The organism is Amycolatopsis sp. NPDC049691, assembly GCF_040675005.1.
Taxonomy (GTDB): Bacteria; Actinomycetota; Actinomycetes; order Mycobacteriales; family Pseudonocardiaceae; genus Amycolatopsis.
Window position 1 is genome coordinate 328,466 of sequence record NZ_JBFANX010000001.1, and the last position, 14,796, is coordinate 343,261.

General features: G+C 71.1%; 15 protein-coding genes. 4 read left to right on the top strand and 11 right to left on the bottom strand.

Features of this window, described 5'->3' with window-relative positions:
- Positions 1 to 303: 303 nt before the first annotated feature.
- From AB0J40_RS01625 to AB0J40_RS01650, 6 genes are all read right to left on the bottom strand, one after another.
- On the bottom strand, positions 304 to 2,661 hold the full coding sequence (locus AB0J40_RS01625; RefSeq protein WP_364446032.1) for an excinuclease ABC subunit UvrA: 2,358 nt from the start codon (positions 2,659 to 2,661) through the stop codon (positions 304 to 306).
- Positions 2,658 to 2,906, bottom strand: a complete 249-nt coding sequence (locus AB0J40_RS01630) for an AraC family transcriptional regulator (protein ID WP_364446035.1) — start codon at positions 2,904 to 2,906, stop codon at positions 2,658 to 2,660. Before AB0J40_RS01630 ends, AB0J40_RS01625 begins: the two co-directional genes overlap by 4 nt.
- Complete coding sequence (locus tag AB0J40_RS01635; protein ID WP_364446038.1) at positions 2,891 to 4,084, bottom strand: MFS transporter; 1,194 nt, start codon at positions 4,082 to 4,084, stop codon at positions 2,891 to 2,893. The genes AB0J40_RS01630 and AB0J40_RS01635 overlap by 16 nt, the downstream gene beginning before the upstream one ends.
- Positions 4,085 to 4,131: 47 nt before the next feature.
- Positions 4,132 to 4,542: a VOC family protein gene (locus AB0J40_RS01640; protein ID WP_364446040.1), complete on the bottom strand. Its 411-nt coding sequence runs from the start codon at positions 4,540 to 4,542 to the stop codon at positions 4,132 to 4,134.
- A gap of 10 nt (positions 4,543 to 4,552) precedes the next feature.
- The gene (locus AB0J40_RS01645) at positions 4,553 to 4,996 is read right to left on the bottom strand and encodes a helix-turn-helix transcriptional regulator (RefSeq protein ID WP_364446042.1); all 444 of its coding nucleotides are present in this window, start codon (positions 4,994 to 4,996) and stop codon (positions 4,553 to 4,555) included.
- A gap of 68 nt (positions 4,997 to 5,064) precedes the next feature.
- Complete coding sequence (locus AB0J40_RS01650; protein ID WP_364446045.1) at positions 5,065 to 5,949, bottom strand: LysR family transcriptional regulator; 885 nt, start codon at positions 5,947 to 5,949, stop codon at positions 5,065 to 5,067.
- Between the two features lie 114 nt (positions 5,950 to 6,063).
- On the opposite strand from AB0J40_RS01650, the gene AB0J40_RS01655 reads away from it, so the two are divergent.
- Positions 6,064 to 7,398, top strand: coding sequence for an MFS transporter (locus tag AB0J40_RS01655; protein ID WP_364447264.1), 1,335 nt, complete (start codon positions 6,064 to 6,066; stop codon positions 7,396 to 7,398).
- Positions 7,399 to 7,776: 378 nt separating this feature from the next.
- Here the strand turns inward: AB0J40_RS01655 and AB0J40_RS01660 are convergent, their stop codons facing one another.
- Genes AB0J40_RS01660 through AB0J40_RS01680 form a run of 5 tightly spaced genes read right to left on the bottom strand, consistent with a single transcriptional unit; the run spans position 7,777 to position 11,383 of the window.
- A complete protein-coding gene (locus tag AB0J40_RS01660) occupies positions 7,777 to 9,216 on the bottom strand; it encodes an FAD/NAD(P)-binding oxidoreductase (protein ID WP_364446048.1) in 1,440 nt (479 codons plus the stop codon).
- A complete protein-coding gene (locus AB0J40_RS01665) occupies positions 9,209 to 9,439 on the bottom strand; it encodes a ferredoxin (protein WP_086865695.1) in 231 nt (76 codons plus the stop codon). Before AB0J40_RS01665 ends, AB0J40_RS01660 begins: the two co-directional genes overlap by 8 nt.
- A 1-nt stretch (position 9,440) precedes the next feature.
- Positions 9,441 to 10,058, bottom strand: coding sequence for a ferric reductase-like transmembrane domain-containing protein (locus AB0J40_RS01670; protein WP_364446050.1), 618 nt, complete (start codon positions 10,056 to 10,058; stop codon positions 9,441 to 9,443).
- Positions 10,051 to 10,836: a DUF4142 domain-containing protein gene (locus AB0J40_RS01675; RefSeq protein WP_364446053.1), complete on the bottom strand. Its 786-nt coding sequence runs from the start codon at positions 10,834 to 10,836 to the stop codon at positions 10,051 to 10,053. Before AB0J40_RS01675 ends, AB0J40_RS01670 begins: the two co-directional genes overlap by 8 nt.
- Positions 10,820 to 11,383: a hypothetical protein gene (locus AB0J40_RS01680; protein WP_364446055.1), complete on the bottom strand. Its 564-nt coding sequence runs from the start codon at positions 11,381 to 11,383 to the stop codon at positions 10,820 to 10,822. The genes AB0J40_RS01675 and AB0J40_RS01680 overlap by 17 nt, the downstream gene beginning before the upstream one ends.
- 265 nt (positions 11,384 to 11,648) lie before the next feature.
- Here AB0J40_RS01680 and AB0J40_RS01685 point away from each other — a divergent pair, with 265 nt between their 5' ends.
- From AB0J40_RS01685 to AB0J40_RS01695, 3 genes are all read left to right on the top strand, one after another.
- Positions 11,649 to 12,209 carry a sigma-70 family RNA polymerase sigma factor gene (locus AB0J40_RS01685; RefSeq protein ID WP_364446058.1) on the top strand — a complete coding sequence of 187 codons (561 nt, stop codon included), beginning with the start codon at positions 11,649 to 11,651 and terminating at the stop codon, positions 12,207 to 12,209.
- Between the two features lie 7 nt (positions 12,210 to 12,216).
- Positions 12,217 to 13,008, top strand: coding sequence for a zf-HC2 domain-containing protein (locus tag AB0J40_RS01690; RefSeq protein WP_364446060.1), 792 nt, complete (start codon positions 12,217 to 12,219; stop codon positions 13,006 to 13,008).
- 312 nt (positions 13,009 to 13,320) lie between these two features.
- A complete protein-coding gene (locus AB0J40_RS01695) occupies positions 13,321 to 14,763 on the top strand; it encodes a DUF1996 domain-containing protein (RefSeq protein WP_364446063.1) in 1,443 nt (480 codons plus the stop codon).
- Positions 14,764 to 14,796 lie beyond the last annotated feature (33 nt).

Genomic DNA, 14,796 nt, shown 5'->3' on the forward strand with positions numbered 1-14,796 from the left:
TCTGGTATAGGCGGGCGCGGCCCTTGCCGGAAACCGTTCCGCGAGGTGTCACGGGCGACCAGCCGAGGCGTGGCCGAACGGCTCGCGCGTCCGACGGAAGGGAGATCCGTGGTCAGCCGAAGCATTGGGGCTGGTGCCCGACAACGAGCTACTGGTGGGGCGAGGCGAAGCCAGTGCCCACACGAGCGAGATCGTCTGGCGCCGGCAGATGCTTCTGCAGAGCCGCCGGCAAACTCTGCTCCTGATGGAGGCCGGTCGTGAGTGTTCAGGGCGGTTCCAACCGCCCTGAACACTCACGAGGCGTCAGCCGACGTACTCCGCGAGGTGCTCGCCGGTCAGCGTCTTCTTCCGGGCCTTGACCAGCTGCGCCGGGGTCCCCTCGAACACCACCCGGCCGCCGTCGTGGCCCGCTCCCGGGCCCAGGTCGATGATCCAGTCCGCGTGCGCCATCACCGCCTGGTGGTGCTCGATCACGATCACCGACTTGCCCGACTCCACCAGCCGGTCCAGCAGGCCCAGCAGCTGCTCCACGTCGGCCAGGTGCAGGCCCGCCGTCGGCTCGTCGAGGACGTACACCCCGCCCTTCTCCGCCATGTGCGTCGCCAGCTTGATCCGCTGCCGCTCGCCGCCCGACAGCGTCGTCAGGGGCTGGCCGAGCGTCAGGTACCCCAGGCCGACGTCGGACAGGTGCGTCAGGATCTTGTGCGCCGCGGGCAATGCGGCGTCGCCGGAGGAGAAGAACTCCAGCGCCGAGGCCACCGACATCCCCAGCACCTCGCTGATGTCCCGGCCGCCGAAGGTGTACTCCAGCACCTCCGCGTTGAACCGCTTGCCCTCGCACACCTCGCACGGCGTCGCGGTGCCCGCCATGATGCCCAGATCGGTGTAGACGACGCCGGCGCCGTTGCAGTTCGGGCACGCGCCCTCGGAGTTCGCGCTGAACAGGGCCGGCTTGACGCCGTTGGCCTTGGCGAACGCCTTGCGGATCGGCTCCAGCAACCCCGTGTACGTCGCCGGGTTGCTCCGCCGCGAGCCGCGGATCCCGGTCTGGTCGACCGTCACCACGCCTTCGCCGCCGGACACCGAACCGTGGATCAGCGAGCTCTTGCCCGAGCCCGCCACGCCGGTCACGACCACCAGCACGCCGAGCGGGATGTCGACGTCGACGTCCTGCAGGTTGTGCGTCGAAGCCCCGCGCACCTCCAGGAAGCCCGACGGCGAGCGCACCGACGACTTCAGCGACGCGCGGTCGTCCAGGTGCCGCCCGGTCAGCGTCTTGCTCTTGCGCAGGCCGGCGACCGTGCCCTCGAAGACGATCTCGCCGCCCTCGGTCCCGGCGCGCGGGCCGAGGTCGACGACGTGGTCGGCGATCGCGATCGCCTCCGGCTTGTGCTCGACGACCAGCACCGTGTTGCCCTTGTCCCGCAGCTGCAGCAGCAGGTCGTTCATGCGCCGGATGTCGTGCGGGTGCAGGCCGATCGTCGGCTCGTCGAAGACGTAGGTGACGTCGGTGAGCGACGAGCCCAGGTGCCGGATCATCTTGGTGCGCTGGGCTTCCCCGCCCGAAAGCGTCCCGGATGGACGGTCGAGCGAAAGGTAGCCGAGCCCGATCTCGACGAACGAGTCGAGCGTGCGCCGCAAAGCCTCCAGCAGCGGCGCGACCGACGGCTCGGAAAGCTTCCCCACCCACGCGGCGAGGTCGCTGATCTGCATCGCGCACGCGTCGGCGATGCTGATCCCGTCGATCTTCGACGACCGGGCCTCCGCCGACAGCCGCGTGCCGTCGCAGTCCGGGCAGGTGGTGAACGTGACGGCCCGCTCGACGAACGCGCGGATGTGCGGCTGCATCGCGTCGACGTCCTTGGACAGGAAGGACTTCTGGATCGCCGGCACCAGCCCCGAGTAGGTCAGGTTGATGCCCTCGACCTTGATCTTGGTCGGTTCCTTGTACACCAGGTCGTTGAACTGCTTCTTGGTGTACTTCTTGATCGGCTTGTCCGGGTCGAAGAAGCCGGAGCCGCGGAAGATGCGGCCGTACCAGCCCTCCATGCTGTAGCCCGGGATCGTGATCGCGCCTTCGTTGAGCGACTTGTTCTCGTCGAACAGCGCGGTCAGGTCGATGTCGTTGACCTTGCCGCGGCCTTCGCAGCGCGGGCACATGCCGCCGGTGATGCTGAAGCTGCGCCGCTCCTTGATCTGCCGCCCGGCCTTCTCGATCGTGACCGCGCCGGCGCCGCTGATCGAAGCGACGTTGAACGAAAACGCCTGCGGCGAACCGATGTGCGGCTGCCCGAGCCTGCTGAAGAGGATGCGCAGCATCGCGTTGGCGTCGGTCGCGGTGCCGACGGTCGAGTGCGGGTTGGCGCCCATCCGCTCCTGGTCGACGATGATCGCGGTGGTGATCCCGTCGAGCACGTCGACGTCGGGCCGGGCCAGCGTCGGCATGAACCCCTGCACGAAGGTGCTGTAGGTCTCGTTGATCAGCCGCTGCGACTCCGCGGCGATCGTACTGAACACCAGGGAACTCTTGCCGGAGCCGGAGACCCCGGTGAACACCGTCAGCCGTCTTTTCGGCAGCTCGACGTGGACGTCCTTGAGGTTGTTCACGCGCGCACCGTGGACGCGGATCAGGTCGTGGCTGTCGGCGACGTGCTTGCTCATCGGGGCTCCAGGACTCGGTCGAAGGTGAGCGTGCGGGCCGCCCGGGCGGCCCGCTGGTAGGCGTGCGGGGTCTGCCCGAAGGCGTCCCGGAAGCGGCGGAGGAACTGCTCGGCCGTCATGCCCGCGCTGTGGGCGAGCACCTCGACGTCGAGGGACTGCTCGCGGCCGATGCGGTCGCGGACGCGGCGCAGCAGCACCAATTCGCGGAAGTGCTCGCGCGCGGCGGCGGTCAGGCCGAGACACATGTCGGTTCCCCTCTCGACGTGCGGCCGAGCACCGCCCGGGCCGCAATTGGCAGCAGCAGCAACGTCAGCACGCCGGAGAGCACCAGCCCGCCGGTGGTGCCGGTCAGTTCGATCAGCGGGCCGCCGAGGGCCAGGCCCAGCGGCGCGGCCACGGTGGCGCCGGTCGTCCACAACGTGACGACCTGTTGTTGCTCGCCGGGGGCGAGCCCCGACTGCAGGAAGCTGTAGGCAACCGGCGTGAACGGCGCGTACACCAGGCCGCCCAGGCCGAAGACGACCAGCGCGAGCGTGAGGTCGCCGGTGACCGCGAGCCCGATCGGGCACAGCGCCCACAGCCCGATGATCGCGACCAGCAGCGGCCGCTGCGGCAGGTTCCGCAGCTGGTTGACCAGCGCGGCGCCGAGGAACGCGCCGACCCCGAGCGCACCCCACAGCAGCCCCAGCCCGGACGCGCCGGCGTGCAGCGTCCCGCTGACGTACAGCGGGAGCGCCACTTCGATGGGCATGTAGAGGAAGTTGAAGAAGAACTCGACCACGAGCAGCCGCGCGGCCACCGGGCGCCGCCGCAGGATCCGCCAGCCGGACGTCTTCGGCTCGCGCAAGGCGTCCCGGTCCTCGGCCGCGCGGGGGACGAAAAGGAGGGTGGCCGCGAGCAGGACCAGCGCGCCGGCCGCGTCGAAGAAGAGCGCGTACCCCGCGCCCGCCGTCGCCACGACCAGCCCGCCCAGCACCGGGCCGGCGATGTAGAGCGCGAACGTGGTGTTCAGGCCGAGCAGGCCGTTGACCGAGAACCGCCCGGCCTCGCCCGCCGCCGACGTCGCCAGGAGACGGCGGCTGCTCGACCCGGCGAGCTTGCCCGTCGCGCCGAACAGCAGCCCGATGATCAGCACCGGCAGGGTGAGCGTGCCGGTGACCGCCAGGACGCCGAGCGCGGCGAAGGTGAGCGACCGCAGCACGCAGTCGGCGACGAGGAGGGTGCGCGGCGGGACGCGCACCCGGCCCAGCCCGATGGCCAGCGCGAGGACGGTCGACAGCACGAACGGCGCGGCCTCCACCAGCCCGATCGCGATCGCCTTCGGGACGTTGCCGTGCAGGGACAGCGTCTGCACGGGCATCGCGACGATGATCATGCCGGTGCCGACGTTGGCCAGCAGGTCGCCGAGCAGCAGCCCGGCCACCCGCCGGTCGCGCAGGACCTGGCGGTAGGAGCGGGCCGCGACCTCGGTCAGCGGAGTTCCTGGATGCGCAGGAGGTTGCCCGCGGGGTCGCGGAAGGAGCAGTCGCGGACGCCGTAGGGCTGCTCGACCGGCTCCTGCACGACCTCGGCGTTGCCCGCTTCGAGCTTCGCGAAGAGGGCGTCGAGGTCCTTGGTGGCGAGGTTGATGCCGGCGTAGGTGCCCTTGGCCATCATCTCGTTGATGGTGCGGCGCTCGTCGTCGGTGAGGCCGGGGGTCGCGGTCGCCGGCGCCAGCACGATCGCGGTGTCGGGCTGGTTCGGCGGACCCACGGTGATCCAGGCCATGTCCCCGTACTTGACGTTCATCCGGACCTCGAAGCCGAGCAGGTCGCGGTAGAAGGCGAGGGAGGCTTCCGGGTCGGTGTGCGGGAGGAAGCTCGAGTGAATGGTGACGTCCATGGTCGTCACCCTAGGTGGCCGCCGAGGGCCGCGCTTCTCGATTCCTGATCGGTCTGGTGACCTGTTTGGCCACGCACGGCGGCATGCCGACGGTGGCCTGGGCCTGCTCTTCGCGGTAGACGCTCGGCGGCACGCCGACCAGCTCGGCGAACCGGGTGCTGAAGGTGCCCAGCGACGAGAACCCGACGGTGAAGCAGACTTCGGTGACGCTCAGCTCGCCCTTGCGCAGCAGCGCCATCGCGCGTTCGATCCGCCGCGTCATGAGGTACGAATACGGTGACTCTCCGTAGGCCTTGCGGAACTGGCGGCTGAGGTGGCCGGCGGACATGCCGGCGCCCTTCGCGAGCGCCTCCACGTCGAGCGGCTGGGCGTACTCCCGGTCGATCCGGTCCTTGACGCGACGCAGCAGCGCGAGGTCGCGCAGGTACTGCTCGGAGGCGGACGTGCTGCTCACGGCACGATCGTGCCACACCGGACGGCCGCCGCGGGACGCTTCGGCGGCGCCCGAAAGGTTAACGGCACTCAGCGGAGCGCGGCGCGGATCGTGTCGCGCAGCCAGCGCTGGGCCGGGTCCGCGTCGAGGCGGGCGTGCCAGAACAGGCTCACCTCGACCTCCGGCAGCTCCGCCGGGATCGGGAACCAGCGCAGGCCCAGTGCCGGCCCGTGCTGCTCGGCCAGCCGCTCCGGCACCAGCCCGACGTGCGCGCTCGACGCCACCAGCAGCAGCGCCACCGCGGACGTCGGTACCACCGCCGCCACGTGGCGCTGCAGGCCGGCCGCCGCCAGGGCGTCGTCCAGCGGGCCGCGCGCCCGGCCGCGGCGGGAGGCCGACACGTGCGGGTGGCGGCACAGCTGCGCAAGCGTGGGGCGGCGGCCCAGCGGGCTGTCCGCGCGGACGATGCCGACCAGCCGCTCGCGGTACAGCACCGCCGTCCGGATGTCCGGCGCCGGCACCTCGCCCGCGCCGATGTCGAGGTCGACCGAGCCGTCGCGCAGCGCCTCCGTGCTTTCGGTGCCCTCCGCGACGAACCGCAGCGTGACGCCCGGGGCGGCCGCCGCCGTGGCCTCGACCGCCGCCGTCGCCAGGGTCGCCGCCACGCCGTCGTTGATGCGGATCGTGAACGTGCGCTCGAGGCCGGCGACCGAGAAGTCCACGTTGACCAGGGACGCCGCCTCCTCCAGCAGCGATCGCACCCGCGGCGCCGTGCGGAGCGCGAACGGCGTCGGCGCCATCCCGCGGCCCGCCCGCACCAGGATCGGGTCGCCCATCGCCCGCCGCAGCCGGCCCAGCGCGCGGCTCGCCGCCGGGATGGACAGGTGGAGGCGCTCGGCCGCCGCCGTCACGCTCCCCTCCCGCAGCAGCGCGTCGAACACCCGCAACAGGTTCAGGTCCAGCTGGTCCGCCATGGTTGCACTGTACGCAAACCACTGTTGCCGAAGTTGCGTGGCACGACACCCGCGCCGGTTCCTACCGTCGGTCCCATGCACCTCAAGCAACGAACCGGCGGCCTGCTGACGCTCATGTGCGCCTGCGTCGCGCTCGTCGTCGGCATGGTCGCGGCGGTCAACCTCGCCGTCCCGATGCTCGCCGCGAGCGGGCTGCACCCGACGGCGGCCACGCTGGTCTGGATCGTCGACACCTACGTCATCGTGTTCGCCTGCCTGGTGATCCCCGGCGGCGCCGCGGGCGACCGGTACGGCCGCAAGGGCGTCCTGCTGGCCGGGCTCGGGCTGTTCGCCGCCGGCGCGCTGCTGTCGGCGCTGGCCCCGGACGTCGTCCTCCTGCTCGCCGGCCGCGCGCTCACCGGCGTCGGGGCCGCCGCGGTCCTGCCCAACTCGCTGGCCGTCCTGCTCCACGCCGTCCCGCCGGAGAAGAAGGCCTCGACCATCGCCGTCTGGGCGTCGATGACCGGCATCGGCGGTGTCCTCGGCAACGTCGGCGGCGGGCTGGTCCTGACGACCGGGTCGTGGCGCTGGCTGTTCGCCGCCGCCGTGCCGATCGCGCTCGCCGAAGCCGCGCTCGTGGCGCGTACGGCCCCGGTGTCCTCGCGCCACGACCGCCGGCTCGACCCCGTGGCCGCGCTGTTGCTCGTCGGCGCATCGGTCGCCCTGCTCGTCGGGATCGTCCAGGGTCCGGAGGCGGGCTGGGGGAGCGCGGTCGTCGTGACCGGGTTCGCCGGTGCGGCCGTGTTGTTCACGGCCTGGACGCTGCGGGAACTGAAAGCCGAACACCCGCTGCTGGACCCGCGGCTGTTCCGGATCCCGGGCCTGCGCAGCGCCTGCCTCGGCCTGACGACCGTCTTCTTCGGCATGTTCGCGCTGTTCTACGTCAACGCGTCGTTCCTGCAGTACGCCAAGGGGTTCGGGGTGCTGGGCACCGGGCTGGGCATCGTCCCGCTGACCGTCCCGATCATCCTCGGCGGCCGCCACGTCGGCCTGCTGACCCGGCGCATCGGCCTGGACGCCACGGTCGCGCTCGCCTTCGCGGCCGTCGGCGGCGGCCTGCTCGGACTGTCCACAAGCGACACGCAAACGCCGTACGCGGCCTACGCGGCCTGGCTCGTGGTGACCGGGATCGGCGTGACCCTCGCGCTGCCCACGCTGTCGGGCGTCATCACCGGCTCGCTGCCACCGGAACAAGCGGGCGTCGGCACCGGGCTGCAGGCCACCACCCGCGAGTTCGGCAGCGCGCTCGGCGTCGCCGTCATCGGCACGGTCATGTCCGCGACCAGCCGCGGATCCGGCGCCGTCACGGCGTTCGTCGCCGGCGCGGACGCCGGGCTGCGCGTGGTCGGCGTGGTGGTGCTGGTGCTCGGCGCGCTGGTCGTGGCGGAGTCCTGGCGGCGGACGAGGTGAAGGCCGCCTCGAGGGCTCCCGTTTCCCTCGAGACAGCCTTCGCCGGTGCAACCCCGAACCCGACTTGCGCCCGTACCGGCCTTCCCGGCGGCATACCCTTCCCCCGGGAAAGGCCGGTACGGACGTGCACGCCGTGGCGGTGCGAGACCGCCGCGGCGCTCGACCCCGGGCCCCCGCCCGGTGCGCCGGAAGAAGGCCACCCCGGGGGCGTCGGGTTCCCTCGGGATGGCCCTCTCCTGGCCCGCCGGGCGCTCGTGGCAATCACGCGAGGCGGGCAGGGGGACGTTGGGGCCGGTCACCACACCGCCCAGCCGCGGAGGGGGTGTGGTGACCGGCGAGGGGACGATGGCCGCCGCGCGCAGCCACGTCCCGGCTTCACTACCTCCCCATCGGGATGGCCATGGTCGGCGGTGCCGCGGCCCCGGGCTGCGCCGCGAACGCCGTGGTCGGCGGGGCGGCCAGCGCGGGGAACGCCGTCGTGGGGATGTCGTTGGCGAACTCGCTCTCGAACTCGCGCTCGAAGGCCTGGTGGTCGAAGCCGCTGTCGAACTCCGTCGGCACGTCGGCCGCCAGCGCGGCCACCGCCGGTTCGACCGTGGGGACCTCCGCGACCTCCGGGGCGGGAGCGGGCTCCGGCTCCGGCACGTAGTCGGGCGCGGGCAGCCGGCGGTCGAGCTCGGCCATCCAGTCCAGCATCGCGCGCGGCTTGTCCCACGCGGAGATGCCGACCAGCCGCCCGTCGCGGATGAAACCGGTGATGCCGTCGGCCAGCGACACGGTGTCCTCGGCCAGCGACGGCATCCCGCACATCTGCAGCCGGGTGTCGTACAGCGTCGACCACGCGCGGGGGAGCGGGGTGAACGGCTTCGCGCTCGAGTGCCCCATCAGCAGGTTCTCGGCCGCGTGCCGCGCCGACTCGACGGCGTTGATCCAGTGCTCGACCCGCCGCGGGGTCTCGTCGAACCGCAGGTTCGGCCAGCGCGCGATGTCGCCGGCGATGACGACGTCGGAGGCGCCCTCGGCGAACAGCTTCGAGTCGCAGAGCACGCCGTCGCTGATGTCGAGGCCGGAGCCGCGCATCCAGTCGACCGACGGGACGCTGCCGATGGCGAGCACGACGACGCTGGCGACCAGCAGCTGGTTGTTCGTCAGGTGCAGCCCGACGGTGTCCTTCGTGCTGATCCAGTGCCGCACTTCGCTCTTCATCGCCAGCTTCGCGCGGTGCTCGTGGTGCGCCTCGACGATGCCGCTGGAGACGCGGTCGCCGAAGCGGTGCAGCGGCGCCTTCGCGTGCCCGACGAGGGTGACGTCCCGGCCGATGTGCCGCATGCTCGCGGCGAACTCGTTGCCGATCAGGCCGGCGCCGATCACGACGGCCGGTTTCTTGCTCGCGTTGAGGCAGCGCCGCACGGCCATCGAGTCCTCGACCGTGCGCAGGATCCGCACCCGCGGGTCGTGCCGCGGCGCGCCGGGCAGGTGCCGTGGGTAGACGCCGGTCGCGGCGATCAGGCCGTCGTACCAGAGGGATTCGCCGCCGGGCAGGTGCACGACGCGCTCGGTGGTGTCGAGGTGCGTGACCCGCGCGCCGAGGCGCCAGTGCACGTCGAGATCCGGCAGGTAGTGCGAAAGGCCCACGTCGCTGGGCCGTTCGGTCCCCATCACCAGCGCCTTGGAAACCATCGGGCGGTGGTACGGGCGCCGCGCCTCGTCGCCGATGAGCACGATCTCGCCGTCGAAGTTCAGTTCCCGCAGGCGTTCCGCGGCACGCAGCCCGGCGACGCCCGCGCCGACGATGACGATCCGGTCGCCGTCAGCCATCGAGGTCCCCTCTCATCACGACCGCCTGCATCGGGCAGCAGCGGGCGGCCATCTTCGCCTGTTCCATGGTGGTTTCGTCCAGCAGCCGCGTGTGGAAGCGCAGGCGGCCGTCCTGGCCGAGGTCGAACACGTCCGGCGCCTCCATGGCGCAGATGCCGTAGAGCTCGCACCGGTCGTTGTCGACGCTGATCCGGGGCCCGCTGCCGGGCAGACGGAAAGGCATCTCAGGCCACCTGCTCTTCCACGAGTCCGATGCGTTCCAGGGTCCGCGCGGGCATGAACCGCAGCAGCGACACCGTGACCGCCGGGACGAGCAGCGTGATGCCGCCCAGCCAGACGACCGCGAGGTGGCCGTTGGCGATCGAGCCGAACCACGCGTGCAGCGCGGTGAGCGCGACCGCCGGGTACGCGCAGCGGTGCAGCCACAGCCAGCGGCGGTAGGAGGTGAACCGCTGCAGGCCGGCGGTCAGCGCGATGGCGAGCATGACCTCGAAGCCGACGATGCCGATGCTGTGCCGGGTCTCCTGGCCCGACAGGAAGGGGAGGAAGAGGTACTGCAGGCTGTACGGCTGGACCGTCAGGTAGAAGAAGCCCAGCGCGTGGATGCCGCCGAAGATCAGCGTGCCGGTGGCCAGCACCATGTGGGTGCTGCGCAGTGCCTTGCGGCCGGTGACCGAGCGCACCCAGCCGGTGGCGGTGAGCACGCCCCAGGTGAGCGTCAGCATCATCGCCGCGTAGGACGCCCGGGCGGCGAAGGCCGCGAGGCCGCGGGCCGCCGGGTCGGTCTTCGGCTGGAACTGCTGGGTGAGGAAGATCGTCGCGTCGTGCCAGGTCTCAACCATGGCTACCCCCGGTTCTGACGGTGGCCGGCCGGCGCGTCGCCCTGGCCCGGCCACGGTTGCCCTTGATCTGGCGCAGCACGTAGAACAGGCCGCCGCCGACCAGGAGGAACAGCGCCGCCACCACGGCGATCTGGGACGTGTCGAGGCCGAGCGGCTGCCCGACGGGCGCGGCCGTGGTGGAGACGGCCGGCGCGGGGAGTGCGGTGTAGTCGACCATGCCGGTGCTCTCGAGCATCGTCATGTGCCGCATCACGGCCTGGTTGCCGACGGTCGCGAACGCCCGCACGTCGTCGTTGCGGGTGCCGGCGCGCAGCTGCGCCAGGATCGCGAAGACCTGGCCGTGCGCCGCGCGCAGCCGGTTGGCGAAGACGCTGTCGAACGACGCCCCGGGAGGCGCCGCCATCTCTTCGGCCAGCCAGCCCATCTGTTCGGCCGACGGCTGGTCGGGGACCGGCGAGTTCAGCTTCTGCGACAGCGCGCGCGTGGCGACGTCGAGCCGGCCGTGGTCCATCATGATCGCGAAGCCGACCGCCTGGACCTTCGGGCTGCCCTTCTGCATCGCCATCATGCCCGAGGGCATCTCCCACAGGCCCGCCTGGCGGACCTTGGTCAGCAGCACCGCGTCTTCGGGGGAGACGGCGGTGGTCTGGGCGATGGAGGCGGGCGACACCGACGCGAGCAGCGTCAGCACCGCGACCAGCACGAACAGGATCCGGACCAGCGGGCGGGAGCGCCCGACGGGGGACTCCAGCCCCACGAGCTCAGAGGCCGAAAGCATTTTCCCTCCACTGGTCCTGGGTCATCGTGATCTTCTTGCCGTCCGGTGCGATCGGGTACCAGGCCTCGTCGGCGCCCTGGCCGGACGTGTCGGCCGGTTCGCTGTCACCGGCGAAGTGGTACAGCGGCCAGCCGGCGAGGGTGGCCTGCTGGGTGCCGTCGTCGCGGGTGATCTGGCCGATCAGCGACCGGTCCACGTCGATCGGCGCGGGGCCGCCCGCCTTGACCGGGATCCACTTCGTCGCGCACGCGTCGTTGCAGTTCGAGCGGGACGGGTCGGTGGAGTCGCGGTCGTAGCGGTAGATCGTGTAACCGGTTCCGTCGACGAGCATCAGGCCGAGGTCGAAGGTCTTCGCGGCCCTGAGCTGGCTCTTCGCCGGGTCGTTCGGGTTGGCCGTGATCGGTTGCGGCATCGCGATCGTCATCGGGACCTGCTGCTGCATACCGGGCATCTGCATCCCGGCGGCGCCACCGGCGGCGTAGCCGCCCGAGGTGGTGGCCGCGCCGGCGGTACAGGCGGTGAGCAGGGCGAGTGCGGTGAGGCACACGGCGGCGGGGACCACCGTACGGGGAATGCGTATCACTGCTCCTCCGAGGGCATGACTACGCGCATCTGGCCTGGGGTGAGGCGAAAATGCGCGCGAAGGATCCACAGTGGACATTCGGTCCGGAGTGGATACGGAGCGTTGCGGGGGACAACGCCTTGTCGGGGTCTTCGGTAGGGGATACGGACACGGTCCGGAAACGGTTCAAAAAAGTTTCGGGTCTGTTTGGTACTGGACGTAGGCCCTTCGGCGCACCAGGATGTCCCGCGTGGGACGGCACACCCGAGCGCTGAGACCCGTTCAAGATCAGGAAGTCGTTGTCGAGCGCAGCGACGCCTCCGATGACTTGGCGAAGGCGCTCTACCAGGAGTTCGGCGGGTCACTCATGGCGTTCGCGCTGCGGCTGACCGGCCACGACCGGCAGTGGGCCGAAGACGTCGTGCAGGAGACCCTGATCAAGGCGTGGCGGAACGCGGACAAGCTCGACCGGCAGCCGGAGATGCTGCGCGCGTGGTTGTTCACCGTCGCCCGGCGCACCGTCATCGACGGGTGGCGCAGCCGCAGTGTCCGGCCCCAGGAGCTCGAGGAGATCGAGTCCGACGCGATCGCGGTGTCCGACGAATCGGACCGGACGCTCGCCGCGATGATCGTCTACGAGGCGCTGCAGGGCCTTTCGCCCGAGCAGCGGGAAGCCATCCAGCAGACCTACCTGCGCGATCGCACCGTGAACGAGGTCGCGGCGACCCTCGGCGTGCCCCCGGGCACCATCAAGTCCCGCATCCACCACGCCGTCCGCGCCCTGCGCCGGGCCCTGCGGGAGCGGGGGTGAACTGAGGGTGGCCGGGTCCGCACACACCGACGTCGCCGCGTACGTGCTCGGCGTCCTCAGCGAGGCCGAGAGCACCCAGTTCGAAGCCCACCTGATGAACTGCCCGCACTGCCAGCTCGACCTGATCGAGCTCTACCAGCTGCCGGACGTCCTCGACCTGGTCAAGCGCAGCTGGCCGGAGCCGCCGATGCCGGCGCCCGGCCCGCGCACCCTGGCCCCCGGGCCCCGCGTCCTGCGCGGCCTGATGGAAGAGGCCGCCGTCAAGCGGCGCCGCCGCAAGCGGATCGGCATCCTCGCCGGCGCCGCGGCCGCTGCGGCGGTGATCGCCGGCCCCCTGGTGACCCTCGCGGTCCGGCCGGCCGACGCCGTCCCGCCCGCGGCCCTCGCCGCGCCGACGAGCAAGCAGCCTCCGCCCGCGACGAGCGTCCTGGCGACGTCGGTGCCGCCACCGGCCGCCGGAGCGCCGAGCCAGCCCGGCGGCGGCCAGACCTACGGCCGCGGCAGCGGCGGGTCGGCCGTGAGCGCCGTCGTCACGGTGTCCCCGGTGGAGTGGGGCAGCCGCGTCGACCTCGAGCTGCGCGGCATCGTCGGCCCGCTCAAGTGCCAGCTGGTCGCCATCTCGACGACCGGCGACGACCGCGTCGTGTCCGGCTGGTCGGTGCCGCCCAAGGGGTTCGGCATCCCGGGCTCGCCGGACCCGTTGCGGCTGCAGGGTTCCACCTCGCTCGCGGTGGAGCAGATCAGCCGCTTCGAGGTCCGCGGCGACGACGGCACGGTGCTCGTCGTCGTGCAGCGCTGACCCGTTGTCTCCTTCTGGTCTGAACCACGTCGGCGGTTCACGGCTTCCTTTTTTCGTCCGCGAAGCCGTGACCTGGGTTAATGGCGTCCGGTTGCGTTCCGCTCGATAACGAACAGATAACGGGCTGGTCGCTTTTGAACCTCACCGCGCCGGCGTCCGTATCCCCCAATGCATCCCCCGATGCATCCCGACAGCCGGAACCGCAAGCATCCCCCGGGTTCCGTGCGATATCGACCTCAACTAACGGTAGTTCTTGCCCGGGCCACCGCGGTGTTCGGCGTGCCCGGAATAACGAACGAGGTGAACTAGTCTATGGCCCGGAACCATTCTCGGTCCCCCGTGACGGGCAAGCATCGCGTCGCCCGCCGAACCAAGATCGCGATGGGTGCGATCGGCCTGGCGATCGCCGTCGGCGCACTCGCCGTCGCGGTCACGACGGGCCGCACGGGCGAGGCCAGCGCGGACCCGGCGGACCCGTCGTTCTTCATCGACATCAACAAGGTTCCCGCCGGCAACAACGTCAACGCGGCCCTGAAGAAAAAGGGCGTACAGGGTTCCTTCACCGTCGACTGTGGAACGAACGCGGACGGCGCGCACCACAACCCGGACAACTTCATCGCGCAGCCGGGGATCAAGAACGGTGCGCAGCACCTGCACGACTACGTCGGCAACGTGACCACCGACGCCGACTCGAGCCTCAAGAGCCTCCTCGCCGGCGGCACCACCTGCAAGAACGGTGACAAGTCGGCCTACTTCTGGCCCGTGATCCGCATCGACCGCGAAGACAAGGCGGCCAACGAGAGCGAGAACCAGCAGGCCCAGCAGAAGCAGCAGGGCAAGACCGGCGACGTCCAGCAGGACCAGAGCGCCCAGGACGCCCAGGACGCGCAGGACGCCGGGCAGGGCCAGCAGGACGCCCAGAACCAGGACGCCCAGAACCAGGACCAGCAGGACGAGAACGCGCAGGACCAGAACGGGCAACAGCAGCAGCAGAAGCGGCGCAACACCGGGGGCGGCGCGGGCCGCGGCGGTGACCAGAACGCCCAGCAGCAGGACGGCCAGGACCAGAACGCCCAGCAGCAGAACCAGGACCGCCGTCGCGGCGGGAAGAACGGCGGCCAGAACAACCAGAACGGCGGCCAGAACCAGAGCAGCTCGGCGGCCGCGCCGCCGGCCGAAGAGCTGGGCGGACCGCAGGGTGCGAACGAAGAAGTCGGCGACAACGACGGTGAGATCGTCGAGCCGGAGTCCGCGACGCTGAAGTTCATCGGCGGTGGCGCGCAGAACGTCGTCGCGATGCCGCTCGGCCTGAAGATCCTCTACGGTGACGCCAAGCAGAGCACCAACGGCCCGGCCAACGCCCGGCCCAGCTGGACGTGCACCGGGTTCGAGGACCGGCTGACCGACCTCTACCCGATCTGCCCGGCCGGCAGCAAGGTCGAGCGCATCCACGCCTTCCCGAACTGCTGGGACGGCAAGAACACCGACAGCGCCAACCACCGCACGCACATCGTGTTCGCGAACCAGCAGGGCAAGTGCCCGCAGGGCTTCAAGAACGTGCCGCAGCTGCAGGTGACGCTGGTCTACGACATCCCGCAGGACGTCCAGCAGAAGGGCCAGTACAAAGTGGACGCCTTCGCCCAGGAGAAGCACAACCCGCGGTCCGACCACGACGACTTCGCGAACGTGATGAACCGCAAGATCATGGGCCGGCTGGTCAACTGCATCAACTCCGGGAAGGCCTGCGCGGAATAGCCCTCCCCGTCCGGTCACTCCACACCAGGGAGA

Bases quoted from the DNA above. Each gene is read 5' to 3' on its own strand.
- AB0J40_RS01625 (WP_364446032.1), bottom strand. From the start codon at position 2,661: ATGAGCAAGCACGTCGCCGACAGCCACGACCTGATCCGCGTCCACGGT.
- AB0J40_RS01630 (WP_364446035.1), bottom strand. From the start codon at position 2,906: ATGTGTCTCGGCCTGACCGCCGCCGCGCGCGAGCACTTCCGCGAATTG.
- AB0J40_RS01640 (WP_364446040.1), bottom strand. From the start codon at position 4,542: ATGGACGTCACCATTCACTCGAGCTTCCTCCCGCACACCGACCCGGAA.
- AB0J40_RS01650 (WP_364446045.1), bottom strand. From the start codon at position 5,949: ATGGCGGACCAGCTGGACCTGAACCTGTTGCGGGTGTTCGACGCGCTG.
- AB0J40_RS01655 (WP_364447264.1), top strand. From the start codon at position 6,064: ATGTGCGCCTGCGTCGCGCTCGTCGTCGGCATGGTCGCGGCGGTCAAC.
- AB0J40_RS01660 (WP_364446048.1), bottom strand. From the start codon at position 9,216: ATGGCTGACGGCGACCGGATCGTCATCGTCGGCGCGGGCGTCGCCGGG.
- AB0J40_RS01665 (WP_086865695.1), bottom strand. From the start codon at position 9,439: ATGCCTTTCCGTCTGCCCGGCAGCGGGCCCCGGATCAGCGTCGACAAC.
- AB0J40_RS01670 (WP_364446050.1), bottom strand. From the start codon at position 10,058: ATGGTTGAGACCTGGCACGACGCGACGATCTTCCTCACCCAGCAGTTC.
- AB0J40_RS01675 (WP_364446053.1), bottom strand. From the start codon at position 10,836: ATGCTTTCGGCCTCTGAGCTCGTGGGGCTGGAGTCCCCCGTCGGGCGC.
- AB0J40_RS01695 (WP_364446063.1), top strand. From the start codon at position 13,321: ATGGCCCGGAACCATTCTCGGTCCCCCGTGACGGGCAAGCATCGCGTC.